Origin of the sequence: Bacillus sp. FSL M8-0025, assembly GCF_037975475.1 — a bacterium.
Taxonomy (GTDB): domain Bacteria; phylum Bacillota; class Bacilli; order Bacillales; family Bacillaceae; genus Bacillus; species Bacillus subtilis.
In genome coordinates this window covers 3,211,614-3,227,274 of sequence record NZ_CP150258.1, presented here as the reverse complement: position 1 = coordinate 3,227,274, position 15,661 = coordinate 3,211,614, and the positions used below count along the sequence as shown (strand labels likewise).

Annotated in this window: 20 protein-coding genes and 1 riboswitch; of the genes, 14 read left to right on the top strand and 6 right to left on the bottom strand. The window is 45.8% G+C overall.

Annotated elements, in window-relative coordinates; translation table 11 throughout:
* Positions 1–90: 90 nt before the first annotated feature.
* Both MKX38_RS16775 and MKX38_RS16770 read left to right on the top strand, forming a co-directional pair.
* On the top strand, positions 91–918 hold the full coding sequence (locus MKX38_RS16775) for an ABC transporter ATP-binding protein (RefSeq protein ID WP_010886609.1): 828 nt from the start codon (positions 91–93) through the stop codon (positions 916–918).
* Between the two features lie 24 nt (positions 919–942).
* A complete protein-coding gene (locus MKX38_RS16770; RefSeq protein WP_003228549.1) occupies positions 943–1,230 on the top strand; it encodes a YusU family protein in 288 nt (95 codons plus the stop codon).
* Positions 1,231–1,249: 19 nt separating this feature from the next.
* Here the strand turns inward: MKX38_RS16770 and MKX38_RS16765 are convergent, their stop codons facing one another.
* Positions 1,250–2,137 carry a LysR family transcriptional regulator gene (locus MKX38_RS16765; RefSeq protein ID WP_015714676.1) on the bottom strand — a complete coding sequence of 296 codons (888 nt, stop codon included), beginning with the start codon at positions 2,135–2,137 and terminating at the stop codon, positions 1,250–1,252.
* A 133-nt stretch (positions 2,138–2,270) separates the two neighbouring features.
* On the opposite strand from MKX38_RS16765, the gene MKX38_RS16760 reads away from it, so the two are divergent.
* The gene (locus MKX38_RS16760) at positions 2,271–3,011 is read left to right on the top strand and encodes an SDR family NAD(P)-dependent oxidoreductase (RefSeq protein ID WP_144500532.1); all 741 of its coding nucleotides are present in this window, start codon (positions 2,271–2,273) and stop codon (positions 3,009–3,011) included.
* 18 nt (positions 3,012–3,029) lie between these two features.
* Positions 3,030–3,413: a tautomerase family protein gene (locus MKX38_RS16755; RefSeq protein ID WP_224913138.1), complete on the top strand. Its 384-nt coding sequence runs from the start codon at positions 3,030–3,032 to the stop codon at positions 3,411–3,413.
* 35 nt (positions 3,414–3,448) lie between these two features.
* Here MKX38_RS16755 and mdtP read toward each other — a convergent pair whose 3' ends face one another.
* The 4 genes from mdtP to MKX38_RS16735 all read right to left on the bottom strand — a co-directional run bounded on the left by mdtP (position 3,449) and on the right by MKX38_RS16735 (position 6,287).
* The gene (mdtP, locus tag MKX38_RS16750) at positions 3,449–5,074 is read right to left on the bottom strand and encodes a multidrug efflux MFS transporter MdtP (protein ID WP_015251262.1); all 1,626 of its coding nucleotides are present in this window, start codon (positions 5,072–5,074) and stop codon (positions 3,449–3,451) included.
* A complete protein-coding gene (gene mdtR / locus MKX38_RS16745) occupies positions 5,071–5,538 on the bottom strand; it encodes a MarR family transcriptional regulator MdtR (RefSeq protein WP_015251263.1) in 468 nt (155 codons plus the stop codon). Before mdtR ends, mdtP begins: the two co-directional genes overlap by 4 nt.
* A 158-nt stretch (positions 5,539–5,696) precedes the next feature.
* Positions 5,697–6,029: a spore coat protein gene (locus tag MKX38_RS16740; RefSeq protein WP_003228564.1), complete on the bottom strand. Its 333-nt coding sequence runs from the start codon at positions 6,027–6,029 to the stop codon at positions 5,697–5,699.
* Positions 6,030–6,041: 12 nt separating this feature from the next.
* Entirely contained in the window at positions 6,042–6,287 is a 246-nt protein-coding gene (locus MKX38_RS16735; protein ID WP_003228567.1) for a hypothetical protein, read from the bottom strand.
* 94 nt (positions 6,288–6,381) lie between these two features.
* Here MKX38_RS16735 and MKX38_RS16730 point away from each other — a divergent pair, with 94 nt between their 5' ends.
* On the top strand, positions 6,382–7,290 hold the full coding sequence (locus tag MKX38_RS16730; RefSeq protein ID WP_212060790.1) for a proline dehydrogenase: 909 nt from the start codon (positions 6,382–6,384) through the stop codon (positions 7,288–7,290).
* A gap of 24 nt (positions 7,291–7,314) precedes the next feature.
* Here the strand turns inward: MKX38_RS16730 and MKX38_RS16725 are convergent, their stop codons facing one another.
* On the bottom strand, positions 7,315–7,461 hold the full coding sequence (locus tag MKX38_RS16725; RefSeq protein WP_003240817.1) for a YuzL family protein: 147 nt from the start codon (positions 7,459–7,461) through the stop codon (positions 7,315–7,317).
* Positions 7,462–7,635: 174 nt separating this feature from the next.
* Between MKX38_RS16725 and MKX38_RS16720 the strand changes: the two genes are divergently transcribed.
* The 9 genes from MKX38_RS16720 to MKX38_RS16680 all read left to right on the top strand — a co-directional run bounded on the left by MKX38_RS16720 (position 7,636) and on the right by MKX38_RS16680 (position 15,412).
* Positions 7,636–10,005, top strand: coding sequence for a 3-hydroxyacyl-CoA dehydrogenase NAD-binding domain-containing protein (locus MKX38_RS16720; RefSeq protein WP_339187764.1), 2,370 nt, complete (start codon positions 7,636–7,638; stop codon positions 10,003–10,005).
* 10 nt (positions 10,006–10,015) lie between these two features.
* A complete protein-coding gene (locus tag MKX38_RS16715; RefSeq protein WP_003228574.1) occupies positions 10,016–11,191 on the top strand; it encodes an acetyl-CoA C-acyltransferase in 1,176 nt (391 codons plus the stop codon).
* Between the two features lie 14 nt (positions 11,192–11,205).
* Positions 11,206–12,990 (top strand): acyl-CoA dehydrogenase FadE, encoded by a 1,785-nt coding sequence (gene fadE / locus MKX38_RS16710; RefSeq protein ID WP_015714672.1) that lies wholly within the window; start codon positions 11,206–11,208, stop codon positions 12,988–12,990.
* A gap of 110 nt (positions 12,991–13,100) precedes the next feature.
* Complete coding sequence (locus MKX38_RS16705) at positions 13,101–13,457, top strand: arsenate reductase family protein (protein WP_003222779.1); 357 nt, start codon at positions 13,101–13,103, stop codon at positions 13,455–13,457.
* 66 nt (positions 13,458–13,523) lie between these two features.
* A complete protein-coding gene (gene gcvH, locus MKX38_RS16700; RefSeq protein ID WP_003222781.1) occupies positions 13,524–13,907 on the top strand; it encodes a glycine cleavage system protein GcvH in 384 nt (127 codons plus the stop codon).
* Positions 13,908–13,962: 55 nt separating this feature from the next.
* The gene (locus MKX38_RS16695) at positions 13,963–14,199 is read left to right on the top strand and encodes a YusG family protein (protein ID WP_003228581.1); all 237 of its coding nucleotides are present in this window, start codon (positions 13,963–13,965) and stop codon (positions 14,197–14,199) included.
* 77 nt (positions 14,200–14,276) lie between these two features.
* On the top strand, positions 14,277–14,639 hold the full coding sequence (locus MKX38_RS16690; RefSeq protein WP_015483668.1) for a toprim domain-containing protein: 363 nt from the start codon (positions 14,277–14,279) through the stop codon (positions 14,637–14,639).
* Between the two features lies 1 nt (position 14,640).
* The gene (locus tag MKX38_RS16685; protein WP_014480792.1) at positions 14,641–14,961 is read left to right on the top strand and encodes a thioredoxin family protein; all 321 of its coding nucleotides are present in this window, start codon (positions 14,641–14,643) and stop codon (positions 14,959–14,961) included.
* Positions 14,962–15,067: 106 nt separating this feature from the next.
* The gene (locus MKX38_RS16680; RefSeq protein ID WP_003228587.1) at positions 15,068–15,412 is read left to right on the top strand and encodes an SCP2 sterol-binding domain-containing protein; all 345 of its coding nucleotides are present in this window, start codon (positions 15,068–15,070) and stop codon (positions 15,410–15,412) included.
* Between the two features lie 114 nt (positions 15,413–15,526).
* Positions 15,527–15,633: riboswitch (SAM riboswitch) on the top strand.
* Positions 15,634–15,661 lie beyond the last annotated feature (28 nt).

The following is a 15,661-nucleotide window of genomic DNA, read 5'->3' as shown; positions in this document are numbered from 1 at the left end:
ACTTGCATTGATGACAATTGACTTAAAAGCATGTATATAGAAAACGTGCAATACATAGTGCTGCTAAAAAGCCAGCAAAAAGGAGCGGTTATGGGTATGAGTGCAATTTCTACAGAAACGCTGAGCTTAGGATACGGGGATGCCGTTATTATTGATGAGTTGAATTTAACAATTCCCAAAGGTGAAATTACCGTATTTATTGGCAGCAATGGCTGCGGAAAATCGACACTTTTACGTTCATTAGCGCGCCTGATGAAGCCGAGAGGCGGTTCAGTGCTGCTGGAAGGAAGAGCGATTGCCAAGCTTCCGACGAAGGAAGTCGCAAAAGAGCTCGCAATCCTGCCCCAAGGTCCTTCGGCTCCAGAGGGGCTGACGGTGCATCAGCTGGTGAAGCAAGGAAGATATCCTTACCAAAACTGGCTGAAGCAGTGGTCAAAAGAGGATGAGGAAGCAGTTGAAAGAGCGCTTAAAGCAACAAAGCTTGAGGACATGGCTGACCGTGCCGTTGATTCTTTGTCAGGCGGACAGCGCCAGCGGGCTTGGATTGCGATGACGCTTGCCCAGGAAACGGATATCATCCTTCTTGACGAGCCGACGACGTATTTAGACATGACGCATCAAATTGAAATTCTTGATTTGCTGTTTGAGCTGAATGAAAAGGAAGACCGGACGATTGTTATGGTTCTCCATGACTTAAACTTGGCGTGCCGCTATGCTCATCATCTTGTGGCCATAAAAGATAAACGGATTTATGCAGAAGGCCGTCCGGAAGAGGTCATCACTTGTGATCTTGTGCAAAATGTGTTTTCTATGAACTGTCAGGTTACACAGGACCCGCTCTTCGGAACGCCTCTTTGCATTCCTCATGGCAGGGGCAGATGCATTGTCCAGGAAGCGGCTTTCACATCACATGGATAAATAACGCAGCGAAGGAGCTTTCAATTGAGAAAGCTCCTTGCTGTTTTTTCGAAAGGAAGATGGAAAATGGAACAAAAACTTCAGGAGCAGCTGGATGGATTGCTGGAGAAGTATACTGAGCTTCTGCTTGGTGAAACAAACGATGAGCTAAAAGAAGAAGTGAAGCAATGGATTTTGTACACCCATATAGCCAAAAGCATGCCTCCGCTCGCTAAGCATTGGAATGCGACATACCCCGACGCAAAGCAGGGCATTAAAGAGATCATTCAGCATATTAAGGAATTAAATGAAGCGCATCGAAACAAACAATAGCCAAAAAGCAGTTTGTTCATTATAGCAGACTGCTTTTTTGTGATTCAGCCGTTTTATCTGGCGTAAAGGAATCCATAAAGGTTCTCAGCGCGCTGCTGATAAACGAATCTTTTCGAACAATAAACTCTGTTTTCATCTGGCTGAGAGCTTCAGGCAGCGGGTACAATCGAATTGATCCTTCTGCTTCATGTTTCTGCACAACCGTTCTTGGCAGCAACGAGATGCCAAGACCTGCTGTAACCCCGCCGATAATTGCTTCAAGCGTCCCAAATTCCATAATGACCGGCTGTGTGACACCGACAGAACGCAGCCATTTTTCAAGTGTTTCTCGATACGAACAGCCTGTGCTGTAAACGAGAATCGGCTTTGTGATGGCTTCCTCAACATCGGGCACGGAGGCAGCCGAAACAACTACTGGTTCTTCCTCAAACGCAGGATAGGATTCGAGCTCAGGATGATGGCATTCGCATCCGATAAACGCGCCATCCAATTCATAACGAAGAACTTTATCAAGGAGAAATTGCGTATGTCCTGTTGTTAAAGACAGCTGGACGTTTGGATGTTCTTCATAATAAGATGCCAGGAGCTTTGGAAGCCTTACCGCGGCTGTTGTCTGAGTGGAGCCGATCATAAGCGGCCCGCTTGGTTCTGCGGAGGATGAGAGCGCTTTAGACGCTTCATCAAGCAGGCCTATAATTTTATTTGCGTAGTCCAGCAGCAATTTTCCGCTTGCAGAAAGTGTCATGCCCCGATTATGGCGCAAAAACAGTGTGGTACCCAGCTCAGCTTCCAATTGCTGAATTCTGGCCGTGACATTCGATTGTACATAGCCAAGCTGCAAGGCTGCTTTCGTAATGGTCCCTTCACGGGCTACCATTTGAAACACACGTAAATCTCCGCTTTCCATTTTGAACTCCTCCGTTCGTTTGCTATCAATATGAGTGATATCTAGTATCTTTAACAATCATTATACGCAACATCAAAGCTGGATTACAATGGAATCAGAAATATACTTTAGTCAACAGCAAGGAGTGGCGGCAATGAATGTCTTGAACAAAATAGCTCTCGTAACGGGGGGCGGCACAGGAATCGGAAAAGCAGCCAGTATGGAATTGGCAAAGCGCGGGGCGATTGTGGCGGTGAATTATTCACGCTCGCAATCAGAAGCGGAGGAAACAGTGGAAATGATTAAAAAAGCTGGCGGGCAAGCCTTCGCCATCCAAGCAGATGTATCCAAAAACAGCGACGTGCAGGATATGATTCAAGCAATCGTGAACACACACGGCACGGTTGATATTTTAGTCAACAATGCCAGCATTACACGGCATATTCCAATGGATGATCTTGAGGCTGCGACAGAAGACATATGGGATGAGCTGTATGCCGTCAATGTGAAAGGGATGTTTTTCTGCGCGCGGGCAGTGGTTCCGTTCATGAAGAAAAGCAAGGCCGGGGCGATCGTAAACGTCGGCAGCATCGCAGGGGTAACTGGTGCCGGCTCATCTATGCCTTATGCAGTATCAAAATCGGCGGTGCACGGTTTAACGAAATCATTGGCCCACGCCTTAGCGCCTGAAATCAGAGTGAGCGGTGTAGCACCAGGAGCTGTGGCAACGAGATGGTGGGCCGGCCGGGAAGAAAAAATGAAAAGCATGATCGGCTCTTTGCCGCTGCAGTGTATTGCTGAACCAGATGATGTTGCCAAATTGATTTGTTCACTAATTGAACAGGAATCACTCACAGGCCAAATTATCACAATTGACAGCGGACAGACGCTGTAAAGAAAGGGGTGCAGGGAGATGCCATTTGTACAGATTCATTTACGGTCGGGAAGAAGCGAAGCGTGGCTTCAAAAACTGAGCAGGACTGTCCACCAATCGATGATTGAAGAAATCAATGTGCCGGAAGATGACTATTTCCAAGTCATCAGACAATATGAAAAAAGCGAATTTTTTTATGATCCATTTTATCTCCAAGTCGAGCGAACTGATGAACTGATATACATTCATTTTACACTGAAACAGTCAAGAACAACTGAACAGAAAAAAGCACTTTACCGCTCAATCGCGAGCCGGATTCATTCTGAGCTTGGTGTCATAAAAGAAGATGTGTTTATCATGCTGGCCGGAAATCAGGCTGAGGATTGGTCTTTCGGAAATGGAAGAGCCCAGATGATTGAATAAAAAACCCCGCGGATTGATACCCGCGGGGTGCTCTATTAATGGGAAGGTGATTCAACGGCTTTTGCCGCCTTCTCTTTTTCTTGTTGGTCTTCCGCTTTCTTATTTGATAGCTTGATAGGTTTTAAGAACAAGGTGAATACGGCTCCGACTGCGATAAAGATCAGGCCCGTATAAAACACGCTGTGGAGCGAATCCATCAACGATGTTTTTAAAATCGGCACAATATGGGATGAGAAAGCCGCAGGGATTTGTTTGACCGCGTCCGGACTGAACAGTGATTGCAGCAGCCCTTGCGGATTTGTATCAATCATACCCTTTAGCTGGGCGGCAAACGAGCTTGCCTGTGCCGGAAGAGAGTCTAAATATGGAACCAATTTATCTGTTAATAGATTTCCTGATCTCGCATTCATTACGGCTCCCAGCATGGTAATGCCGAATGTTCCGCCGATAGAACGGAAGAATTGGCTGGATGAAGTGACAACTCCCAGCTCCTCCTTCGAAAAGCTTTCCTGTAAAGCCAATGTCAGAATCGGCATAACAAGACCCATTCCCAGACCAATAATCGCCATAAAAGATGTAGCGACAAGCTTACTCGTGTCGAGATCCAAGGTCGTTAACAGCAGGAATCCGCTGGCCATAACCAGCATGCCTGCAATGATTTGCGGTTTAATCCCGATTTTATAAACAAGCTGTCCGCCGATGATACTTGTAATAATCATAGAAATCATCATCGGTGTCATAATTGTACCCGATTCAGACGCACTTACACCGACAATTCCCTGCATAAAGAAAGGAACAAACGTAATGGCGCCAAACATACCGATACTCATAAAGAAGCCGATCAAGTTTAGAAATGTAAATGTTCTGTTTTTAAATAAATACATTGGCAGGATTGGCTCTTTTGCTTTTGATTCTACGATGATAAAGCTGACAATGCCGATCAGTGCGAGAGCGAACAACCCAAGAATCTGCCATGAATCCCATGCATAATCTTTTCCGCCAAAGCTTAAGGCGAGCAGGAGGCTGACCACACCGACAATCATTGTGAAAATACCAGCGATATCGAAGTTGATCGGACCAGTCTGCTGGCGTCCCTGTAATCCTCTGGCAATAAAAATAACCGCAATAATTCCGACTGGCAGGTTAATATAGAAAACCCATTTCCAGTTTAACGAGTCTACAATCCAGCCGCCGATTTGCGGCCCAATCACTGAAGCCAGCCCGTAAATTGCGCCAAAGACACCTTGGAATTTAGCACGCTGTTTTCCTGTGAACAAGTCACCGATGACAATCATCGCCATCGGCATCATGATGCCTCCGCCGATGCCCTGCAGTCCACGGAAGATAATCAATTCCGTCATGTTGTTGGCCATTCCGCACAAAGCAGAAGCGGCCATAAAAATAATCAAACCTGATACATAGACAATGCGGCGTCCCAATAAATCAGCCAGTTTACCGGCAATTGGAACAATGGTTGTTGATGTTAACAAATATGCAGTTGTCAGCCAGGTCATCATGCTCAAACCGCCCAGATCACCGACAATTTTCGGCATGGCCGTTCCGACAATGGTACCGTCAAGGGCTGAAAAAAACATGGCAATAATTAAGCCTGTTATTAATAACGTTCGTTTTGATTGTTTGCCTTCTTTACTCATTTTCATCCGTTTCCTCTTTTCATGTTTTGCTTTTCATCCGTTTCTGCTGCTTGTGCGAGCTTTGCTGTAATATGCGCCGCCTGCAGCATCTCCTCCTCCGTCAAAAAGGAAAGATAGCGCGCCATAATGGCCTTTCTGCCTGCCAAAACCTCCTCGAACTTTCTGTCTCCTTCGTCAGTAAGACTGAGATCAATCACTCGCCTGTCTTTTGTGTTGTGTGTTCTGGCGATAAGATTTTTTTGTTCAAGGCGATCTGCCATCAGCGTCACCGCGCTTGGCTTCACCTCCATACGCTCGGCAATTTCAGAAACTTTGAGGCTGCCGTGTTTCTTTAGGCTGGCCAGCACAAACAGCTGCGCTGGGGTGACACCTTGTTTCTCCATGCTTTCCAGCATTTCAGGCTGTATCTTTTGAAAGAGCGCCTGAAGCGATAATTGAATATCGGACATTAACTGATCCGCACTCTTCATATTCATTTCCCCTCTGTTACATACACTGTATATATATTTTAATGACAAAATAGTTAATGCTTATTAAATATAAATAAGCGTAAATGAAAAGTCAACTGATTTTACACAAAAAAAGGATAGATGCCCGAAAGAACATCGTATCCTTTTTACTAATGTTGTTATTGCTGATAAGGAGACTGCTGCTGAATGGTCTGCTGGAATTTTTGATAGGACTGCTGCAGCTTTTGTGAATCCTCCGCTTCAACAGAATACCATCCATATTGGAACATGAGATCATATAGTTTTCTTTGCGCTTTTTGTGACTCATCAAAAATGGATTGAATATCCTGATAAAGAGACTCGTGGCTGAATTCGTGCAAGGCAGTGCAATAAGCTGTTGTCATGTATTTTTCGGTTGTCAGCAATTCGTTGACGAAATCTCTGTCATTCATTTCCGATGTTGTCGGTACAGGTGTCTGCGGGTTGCTGATTTTTTGATTTTGCTGATTCATTCTGGCGCCTCCTTATTGGATGTAGCCGGACTGCTGCTGGCCTGGCTGCAGGTGCTTTAATATTCTTTGATAGTGATCATGATGCATGTGTCCGACGCGGTCGAGTTCTTGCTTTAACGTTTGATCCTGGCACTGCTGCGCCATGAAATGCGCTTTTTTCATCGCGAGCAAATTCCAGTTCAGCATGTCATTGAGATACAAATGATCCTTTGTCGAAATAACGGAAGGCGGCATTTGAGATTGCTGCTGATTATCCATTGTGATCCTCCTTTGGTTTCTGTTCATTTTATAGTTTCCTTCAGACTGGGAGTTATATACAGGTGTTTTGAAGATGACGGCGGGAGGGAGTCGGATGTTGAGACATGTGTTTTTATTCTTATCTCAAAATAAAACACTTACCAAGTTCGCAAAAGCATACGGAACGCGGCTTGGAGCACGAAGGTTTGTCGCAGGGAATACGATTGAATCGGCGGTTAAGACCGTCAAAAGGCTAAACAGATCCGGTTTGTGTGCAACAATTGATTATTTAGGCGAGTATGCAGCTTCGGAAAAAGAAGCAAACCAAGTCGCAGAGGAATGCAAGAAAGCCATTCAAGCCATTGCCGAACATCAATTGAATTCAGAGCTTTCACTTAAGCTGACCTCAATCGGGCTCGATCTTTCAGAAGAACTTGCTCTTACTCATTTGCGCGCCATTCTTTCCGTTGCGAAGCAATATGATGTTGCTGTGACCATTGATATGGAAGACTATTCTCATTATGAACAGACACTTTCTATTTACAGGCAATGCAAACAGGAATTTGAGAAGCTCGGCACGGTCATTCAGGCGTATTTGTACCGGGCGGCAGAAGATATCAGAAAGATGCGGGACTTAAAGCCGAATCTCAGACTTGTAAAAGGCGCTTATAAAGAATCTGCGGCTGTAGCGTTTCCCGACAAAAGAGGCACGGACCTTCATTTTCAGAGCTTAATAAAGCTGCAGTTGTTAAGCGGGAACTACACGGCTGTCGCCACACATGACGATGACATCATTGCATTTACGAAACAGCTCGTCGCCGAACATCAAATCCCCGCATCGCAATTTGAGTTTCAAATGCTATACGGCATCAGGCCGGAGCGTCAGAAGGAACTCGCCAAGGAAGGCTACAGAATGCGTGTGTATGTCCCATATGGAACGGACTGGTTCAGCTACTTTATGAGAAGAATTGCCGAACGGCCTGCCAATGCAGCGTTTGTGTTAAAAGGAATTTTGAAAAAGTGAAAGCAGCCGCGGGAAGCAGCTGCATTATGATTGTTCCATGTTATGTTTTTTATACTGCTGATTTTGACTTGTCCGTTTTCCGCCGCCGTAATGCTGAGTCGGACCGGCATCTCCCTTTACGCTCGCCGCGCTGACTGCCGCTGAAGACGGATTTTTTTTCTCTCGTACCATTCCCTTCACCTCCGGGCTTAAGTTGCCCGACTTTTATAGGCTTCATACAAAAAAATAACAAATTAGCTATTGAAGTCGAACCGGAAATCTTTTAAGATGAAAGAAGAAACGGGTTTCATTTTTTTTAGCCAAAAAATGAATGACTATTCATTCAATGTTCAAGGGGGATATCTCATGCACAAACACATTCGGAAGGCAGCCGTTTTAGGATCGGGGGTAATGGGTTCCGGGATAGCGGCGCATTTGGCTAACATCGGAATTCCTGTCCTGCTGCTAGATATTGTGCCGAACGATTTGACAAAGGAAGAGGAAAAAAAAGGGCTGACGAAGGACAGTCCGGAGGTGCGCAGCAGGCTGAGCCGGCAGGCGATGAAAAAACTGCTGAAACAAAAGCCCGCTCCCCTCACATCAGCGAAAAATACCTCCTATATTACACCGGGCAATCTGGAGGATGATGCAGAAAAACTGAAAGAAGCAGATTGGATTATTGAGGTCGTTGTCGAAAACCTTGAAGTCAAAAAGAAAATTTTCGCTCTTGTGGATGAACATCGAAAGACTGGAAGCATCGTCTCAAGCAACACATCCGGCATATCAGTGCAGGAAATGGCTGAAGGCCGGTCGGATGATTTTAAAGCCCATTTTCTCGGAACGCATTTTTTTAATCCCGCACGCTATTTAAAGCTGCTGGAGATCATTCCGATTAAGGAAACGGATCCTGATATTTTAAAGTTTATGACAGCTTTCGGAGAAAATGTCCTCGGGAAAGGTGTTGTTACAGCAAAGGACACACCGAACTTTATCGCAAACCGCATCGGGACGTACGGGCTTCTCGTGACAGTCCAAGAAATGCTGAAAGGCGGCTATCAGGTCGGGGAGGTTGATTCGATCACAGGACCGCTGATCGGCAGGCCGAAAAGCGCTACCTTTAGAACGCTTGATGTGGTCGGTCTCGATACATTCGCCCACGTTGCCCGAAATGTGTATGACAAAGCTGATGGCGATGAAAAAGAAGTGTTTCGCCTTCCAAGCTTCATGAACGATATGCTGGAAAAAGGGTGGATCGGAAGTAAGGCCGGCCAAGGCTTTTATAAAAAAGAAGGAAAAACGATTTATGAGCTTGACCCAGTGACGCTTACTTACGGCGAGCGGACAAAAATGAAAACACCGGCACTTGAAGCGGCAAAACAGGCAAAAGGGACAAAAGCCAAAATGAAAGCGCTTATTTATTCGGATGACAGAGCCGGCCGATTGCTGTGGAATATCACATCTCAAACCCTGCTTTACTCAGCCGAGCTGCTTGGCGAGATTGCCGATGATATTCATGCGATTGACCAAGCCATGAAGTGGGGATTCGGCTGGGAACTGGGACCTTTTGAGATGTGGGACGCCATCGGCCTCAAGCAGTCAGCGGAAAAGCTCGAGCAGCTTGGAGCAGATATGCCTGGCTTGATAAAAGAGATGCTGGACAAAGGAAATGAAACCTTCTACATCAAAGAGAACGGAACGGTATTTTATTATGACCGCGGCGAATACAGAGCCGTGAAAGAAAACAAAAAACGAATTCATTTACAAGCACTTAAAGAAACAAAAGGCGTGATTGCGAAAAACAGCGGAGCAAGCTTAATTGACCTTGGAGATGATGTCGCCCTTCTTGAATTTCATTCGAAAAGCAATGCGATCGGCCTCGATATCATTCAAATGATCAACAAAGGATTAGAGGAAACAGAGCGGAATTACAAGGGCCTTGTCATCGGCAATCAAGGGAAAAATTTCTGCGTCGGCGCGAATCTCGCCATGATCTTAATGGAAGTCCAAGATGACAACTTTTTGGAAGTTGATTTTGTGATCCGCCGTTTTCAGGAGACGATGATGAAGATCAAATACAGTGCGAAACCGGTCGTCGCCGCGCCATTTGGCATGACGCTCGGCGGAGGAACGGAAGCATGCCTGCCGGCGGCGCGCATTCAAGCGGCAAGCGAAGCCTATATGGGCCTTGTTGAATCAGGTGTCGGCCTCATCCCTGGCGGAGGGGGAAACAAAGAGCTGTACATCAATCATCTACGCCGTGGCCTTGATCCGATGAATGCGGCAATGAAAACATTTGAAACGATTGCGATGGCGAAAGTGTCCGCTTCCGCTCAAGAGGCTCGTGAGATGAACATCTTAAAAGAAACGGATCAGATCAGCGTGAATCAAGACCACCTGTTATACGATGCGAAGCAGCTGGCGGCATCTTTATACGATACCGGCTGGCGGCCGCTTGTAAAAGAAAAGGTCAAGGTGCCGGGAGAAACCGGTTATGCGGCACTCTTGCTTGGCGCTGAGCAGATGAAGCTGTCCGGCTATATATCTGAGCATGATTTCAAGATCGCGAAAAAACTCGCTTATGTCATTGCGGGCGGAAAAGTGCCGTTTGGTACAGAGGTTGATGAAGAGTATTTATTGGAGATCGAAAGAGAAGCGTTTTTGAGTTTGGCAGGAGAAGCAAAATCTCAAGCGAGAATGCAGCATATGCTTGTGAAAGGTAAACCTTTACGGAATTAGGAGGGAGCTTATGAAAGAGGCAGTCATTGTGTCAGGTGCAAGAACACCGGTTGGAAAAGCAAAAAAAGGATCGTTGGCCACCGTTCGCCCGGATGATTTGGGAGCGATTTGTGTAAAAGAGACGCTGAAACGGGCAGGCGGCTACGAAGGCAATATTGACGATTTGATTATTGGCTGTGCAACGCCTGAAGCGGAGCAGGGGCTTAATATGGCGAGAAATATCGGTGCGCTCGCGGGCCTGCCGTACACGGTTCCGGCGATTACAGTTAACCGTTATTGCTCTTCAGGCCTTCAGTCTATTGCATATGCAGCAGAAAAAATTATGCTGGGCGCCTACGATACAGCGATCGCCGGCGGAGCAGAATCCATGTCGCAAGTTCCGATGATGGGGCATGTTACCCGTCCGAACCTTGCTTTGGCAGAAAAGGCACCGGAATATTATATGAGCATGGGCCACACAGCCGAGCAAGTCGCGAAAAAATACGGCGTCTCCCGTGAGGATCAAGACGCGTTTGCCGTTCGCAGCCACCAAAACGCTGCTAAAGCCCTTGCAGAAGGAAAATTTAAAGATGAAATTGTACCCGTAGAAGTGACGGTGACAGAAATCGGAGAAGACCATAAGCCTATGGAAAAACAGTTTGTGTTTTCTCAGGATGAAGGTGTTCGCCCGCAAACGACTGCAGACATATTATCGACATTGCGCCCGGCCTTTTCCGTTGACGGGACGGTGACTGCGGGCAATTCCTCACAGACAAGTGACGGAGCGGCGGCTGTCATGCTGATGGACCGGGAAAAAGCCGATGCTCTTGGCCTGGCGCCGCTTGTGAAATTCCGCTCCTTTGCAGTAGGCGGCGTGCCGCCGGAAGTCATGGGAATCGGACCGGTGGAAGCGATTCCGCGCGCTTTGAAGCTTGCCGGACTTCAGCTGCAGGACATCGGCTTGTTTGAACTGAATGAAGCTTTTGCCTCACAGGCCATTCAAGTAATCAGGGAATTGGGAATTGATGAAGAAAAAGTGAATGTCAACGGGGGCGCAATCGCGCTTGGACACCCGCTTGGCTGTACGGGCACAAAGCTTACACTCTCACTCATCCATGAAATGAAACGGAGAAACGAGCAATTTGGAGTCGTGACCATGTGTATCGGCGGCGGAATGGGAGCGGCCGGTGTATTTGAATTATGCTAAAGGGGGAAAAACAAATGGCAAAAAAAGCGGCTGACGTACAAAAAGGCGGCGGATTTTTAATCGAGGATGTCACATACGATCAAATGTATACACCGGAGGATTTCACTGACGAGCATAAAATGATTGCGAAAACAACAGAGGATTACATCGAGCAAGATGTTCTCCCTCATATAGATGATATCGAAAACCATCAATTCGAGCATTCTGTCAGACTGTTGAAGAAAGCGGGCGAACTAGGGCTGCTTGGCGCCGATGTGCCGGAAGAATACGGCGGGCTCGGCCTAGATAAAATCAGCTCGGCACTCATCACTGAGAAATTTTCGCGTGCGGGAAGCTTTTCTCTTTCTTATGGCGCGCATGTCGGTATCGGTTCCTTGCCGATCGTCTTTTTCGGATCAGAAGAACAAAAGAAAAAATATTTGCCTGGACTCGCTTCAGGCGAAAAGATCGCCGCTTATGCTCTGACTGAGCCTGGCTCTGGGTCTGATGCACTTGGAGCAAAAACAACAGCTGTGCTGAATGAAGCAGGAACCCATTATGTATTAACAGGGGAAAAACAGTGGATTACCAACTCTGCTTTTGCCGATGTATTTGTGGTTTACGCCAAGGTAGACGGCGACAAGTTTTCAGCCTTTATTGTAGAAAAAGAGTTCCCGGGTGTCTCCACGGGACCGGAAGAAAAGAAAATGGGAATCAAGGGATCATCGACAAGAACTCTCATTCTGGATCAAGCTGAAGTGCCAAAGGAAAACCTGCTCGGAGAAATCGGCAAAGGGCATGTCATCGCCTTTAATATTTTAAACATCGGCCGTTACAAACTGGCGGTTGGCACAATCGGCGCATCTAAACGCGTCATCGAGCTGTCTGCGGCATACGCAAATCAGCGCCGCCAATTTAAAACGCCGATTGCTGGTTTTTCATTAACACAGGAAAAAATCGGGACAATGGCCTCAAGGCTGTATGCGATGGAAAGCTCTGTATACAGAACCGTCGGGCTGTTTGAAGACAATATGAGCCAGTTCACGGCCGAAGATCTCAAGGACGGCCGGCAAATCGCCAAATCGATTGCGGAATACGCCATCGAATGCTCTCTGAATAAGGTATTCGGCTCTGAAACGCTTGATTATATCGTTGATGAAGGCGTGCAGATTCATGGAGGCTACGGCTTTATGCAGGAGTACGAAGTAGAAAGGGCCTATAGGGATTCAAGGATCAATCGGATTTTTGAAGGCACAAACGAAATCAACCGGTTAATCGTGCCAAGCACCTTCCTGAAAAAAGCGCTTAAAGGCGAGCTGCCTTTATTCGAAAAAGCGCAGTCGCTGCAGGAAGAACTCATGATGCTTATGCCTGAAGAGCCTGGAAGCGGCGTCTTAGAGCAGGAAAAATATATCGTCAAGCAAGCCAAAAAAATTGCGTTGTTTGCTGCCGGCCTAGCCGCGCAAAAATACGGAAAAGCGATCGATCGTGAGCAAGAAATTCTCGTGAACGTAGCGGATATCGTCAGCAATGTATACGCAATGGAATCAGCCGTGCTCAGAACGGAAAAGGCCATTGCCGCACAAGGCGCTGAAAAAGCAGCGCAAAAGGTGCTGTACACAGAAATTTTCGTTCAAGAGGCCTTTAACGAAATTGAAGCGCATGCGAAGGAATCCCTTATCGCAATGGAAGAAGGAGATTCACTCCGCATGATGCTTTCCGCTCTGCGCAAGCTGACACGCGTAACGCCTAAAAACGTGATTCAGAAAAAACGCGAGGCGGCGGCAGGCATTTTTGAGGCTGAGAAATATATTGTCTGATTGGCCATGAGCTCCGCATGCGCGGAGCTCTTTTTTAAGAAGCACTGTTTTAGGTTTTTAAAACAAACTGTGTTAAAATAACCTCGATTATTTTATTGAGGGGGAAGAAGATGTCGTTAACTTTTTACTGGTACCCTAAATGCGGAACGTGCCGCAAAGCAAAGAAGTGGCTTGAAGAGCATGGGAAAGAAATAAACGAAATACATATTGCTGAGCAGCCGCCAAGCAAAGAAGAATTAAAAGCGCTTTATGAAAAAAGCGGGCTGGATCTCAAGAAATTTTTCAACACGAGCGGCATGAAATACCGCGAGCTAAATCTCAAGGAAAAGCTGTATCACATGTCAGAGGACGAACAGCTCGAGCTGCTGGCTTCAGATGGTATGCTGATCAAACGCCCGCTTACAACAGACGGCGAAAAAGTGACTGTCGGATTTAAAGAAGACCAATTTGAAGAAAACTGGGCTTAATGTAAATTTTTTTTGAAAAGTGTGGTATCTTCTTATTGTAGTGCTGTAAAAAATGGAGGGATTCAATTGAGCATACCAAAAGATTTGCGTTACTCAGGAGAACACGAGTGGGTAAAAGTTGAAGGAGAAAAAGCCAGAATCGGAATTACGCATTTTGCCCAGTCCGAACTAGGCGACATCGTGTTTGTCGAACTTCCTGAAGTGGGCGCTGAAATCAAAGCGGACGAGCCATTCGGCAGTGTTGAATCCGTTAAAACGGTATCTGAGCTTTATGCACCGATTAACGGAACGGTTGTGGAAGTAAACGAAGATCTTGATGACAGTCCGGAATTCGTCAACGAATCTCCGTACGAAAAAGCATGGATGATCGTCGTTGAGCCATCTGACGCTTCTGAAATTGAAAAACTGATGACAGCAGAGCAATACGAAGAGATGACACAAGAAGACTAAAACAGGATAGCCGTAAAAGCAATTGGACACGCTAACGTTATGGGAGGTGTCCAATATGGCTTTCGACAAACAAAAGCTCGATGTCACCAATGACGTGACAGGCCGCTTTCAAAATGGCCGGCTCTCGTTATATCATGATAATGAGATGATCGGCCAAATGACAAGCATGAATGAATATGAGCTTAAGTCCGGTTATTCCTTTGAAAATGAGAAATTTTATAAGACAGCTGATGTGGTCTCTGGAGACGACGCAAAATATGTAGATTGTGACTACGAAAACGGCTGGTGTTAATGTTGGCGGTGAATTTCACTGCCTTCTTTTACAATCTGAACGTTTCAAATTTGACGCGGCAGGTGAACAAGATGAAGATGGATGAGCTGGAAAAGGTTATGATTGTCGAGGGGAAATCAGATAAAGAGAAAATCGAAAGCGTCCTGAATGAACCGGTGCGCATTATTTGCACAAACGGAACAATCAGCCAGCTGAGGCTCGAGGAATTGGCTGACGAGCTTTATGATAAAGACGTCTATATATTAGTTGATGCTGATGAATCAGGTGAGAAATTGAGAAAACAGCTGAAGCGTGAATTTAATGAAGCCTGCCATCTCCATATCGACAGAGCCTATAAGGAAGTAGCGGCTGCGCCCAGGCACCATGTCGCCTCTGTATTGCTGCGTGCGAATCTGAATGTCCATACTATTTTTCTTGAAAGAAAGTCCCGAGGTGTATAGCATGAAAGAACTCCAAGAACACGAACTTGATCACATTGAAGATGATGTGTACCTTCTATATTTATATACTCCGTTTTGCGGCACCTGCCAGCTTGCAAGCAAAATGCTGACAGTGGTGAAAGAAATGCTGCCGGATGTCGCCTTCTATCAAAACAATGTCAATTACTCTCCGACATTCGCAAAAGCGTATCAAATTGAAAGCGTCCCTTGTTTTCTGCTGTTTAAAGGCGGAAAGGTGGTCGAAAGAGGATATGCATTTCATTCCGTTTCTTATTTATATGAGCTGATCAAACAAAAATCATCTTCCGCATCCCATTTATGACATATTTCTCAGCATATCCAATGAAATTGTCGTTCGTTTTATAAAGGGGTTCTTGCGACAAAGAGAGAAATGTGTATGTATGACCAACAAATAGGAGGTTGTACATATGGAGAAAGCGGAAGTTTTAGAAGATGAGTATCAGCATCTGTTTTTAAAACCCCTTTTGAATGCCTCAACATTGCTCATTACCTTCCAAGGAGAAGCAGAAGCCTTAACCGTCTCAATAAACGAACAGGGAGAAATGAAAAAAGTTTCTCCGCCCCAAACGTCCAACCTGACCTTTTACGGAAACCAAACGGAAATTATTGATTTATTGCACGGAGACATTTCCCTTCAGCACCTGATTCAGAGCGGAAGCCTCAAAGTAAAGGGGTCATTCAGGGCCCTGTTAAAACTGGAAGCCATTCTCTGGCTGACAAATGGATTTTTTCAGAGGATTTTAAAAAATTAAAAAATAATAAATTATTATAATAGTAAAAGTTGACATCATTTATTTTATTGACATTTAATCATTCGCCGTGCTATTCTACATTAAGAATTTCCGGACGAAAAAGACTATATATTTCTCTTATCAAGAGAGGTGGAGGGAAGTGCCCTATGAAGCCCGGCAACCATCAACGCTGTTGAAATGGTGCCAATTCACACGAAGCGTTCAGCTTTGAAAGATGAGAGAAAGGCATTTTATATAAGCCTTTCTGCT

Excerpts from the sequence above, each read along its gene's own strand:
- fadE (WP_015714672.1), top strand. The coding sequence starts at position 11,206 with ATGGCAAAAAAAGCGGCTGACGTACAAAAAGGCGGCGGATTTTTAATC.
- MKX38_RS16725 (WP_003240817.1), bottom strand. The coding sequence starts at position 7,461 with ATGGTACGAGAGAAAAAAAATCCGTCTTCAGCGGCAGTCAGCGCGGCG.
- MKX38_RS16685 (WP_014480792.1), top strand. The coding sequence starts at position 14,641 with ATGAAAGAACTCCAAGAACACGAACTTGATCACATTGAAGATGATGTG.
- MKX38_RS16705 (WP_003222779.1), top strand. The coding sequence starts at position 13,101 with ATGTCGTTAACTTTTTACTGGTACCCTAAATGCGGAACGTGCCGCAAA.
- MKX38_RS16735 (WP_003228567.1), bottom strand. The coding sequence starts at position 6,287 with ATGGATAATCAGCAGCAATCTCAAATGCCGCCTTCCGTTATTTCGACA.
- MKX38_RS16740 (WP_003228564.1), bottom strand. The coding sequence starts at position 6,029 with ATGAATCAGCAAAATCAAAAAATCAGCAACCCGCAGACACCTGTACCG.
- MKX38_RS16730 (WP_212060790.1), top strand. The coding sequence starts at position 6,382 with ATGTTGAGACATGTGTTTTTATTCTTATCTCAAAATAAAACACTTACC.
- MKX38_RS16695 (WP_003228581.1), top strand. The coding sequence starts at position 13,963 with ATGGCTTTCGACAAACAAAAGCTCGATGTCACCAATGACGTGACAGGC.
- MKX38_RS16775 (WP_010886609.1), top strand. The coding sequence starts at position 91 with ATGGGTATGAGTGCAATTTCTACAGAAACGCTGAGCTTAGGATACGGG.
- MKX38_RS16690 (WP_015483668.1), top strand. The coding sequence starts at position 14,277 with ATGGATGAGCTGGAAAAGGTTATGATTGTCGAGGGGAAATCAGATAAA.
- mdtR (WP_015251263.1), bottom strand. The coding sequence starts at position 5,538 with ATGAAGAGTGCGGATCAGTTAATGTCCGATATTCAATTATCGCTTCAG.
- MKX38_RS16680 (WP_003228587.1), top strand. The coding sequence starts at position 15,068 with ATGGAGAAAGCGGAAGTTTTAGAAGATGAGTATCAGCATCTGTTTTTA.
- MKX38_RS16715 (WP_003228574.1), top strand. The coding sequence starts at position 10,016 with ATGAAAGAGGCAGTCATTGTGTCAGGTGCAAGAACACCGGTTGGAAAA.
- mdtP (WP_015251262.1), bottom strand. The coding sequence starts at position 5,074 with ATGAAAATGAGTAAAGAAGGCAAACAATCAAAACGAACGTTATTAATA.
- MKX38_RS16720 (WP_339187764.1), top strand. The coding sequence starts at position 7,636 with ATGCACAAACACATTCGGAAGGCAGCCGTTTTAGGATCGGGGGTAATG.
- MKX38_RS16765 (WP_015714676.1), bottom strand. The coding sequence starts at position 2,137 with ATGGAAAGCGGAGATTTACGTGTGTTTCAAATGGTAGCCCGTGAAGGG.
- MKX38_RS16760 (WP_144500532.1), top strand. The coding sequence starts at position 2,271 with ATGAATGTCTTGAACAAAATAGCTCTCGTAACGGGGGGCGGCACAGGA.
- MKX38_RS16755 (WP_224913138.1), top strand. The coding sequence starts at position 3,030 with ATGCCATTTGTACAGATTCATTTACGGTCGGGAAGAAGCGAAGCGTGG.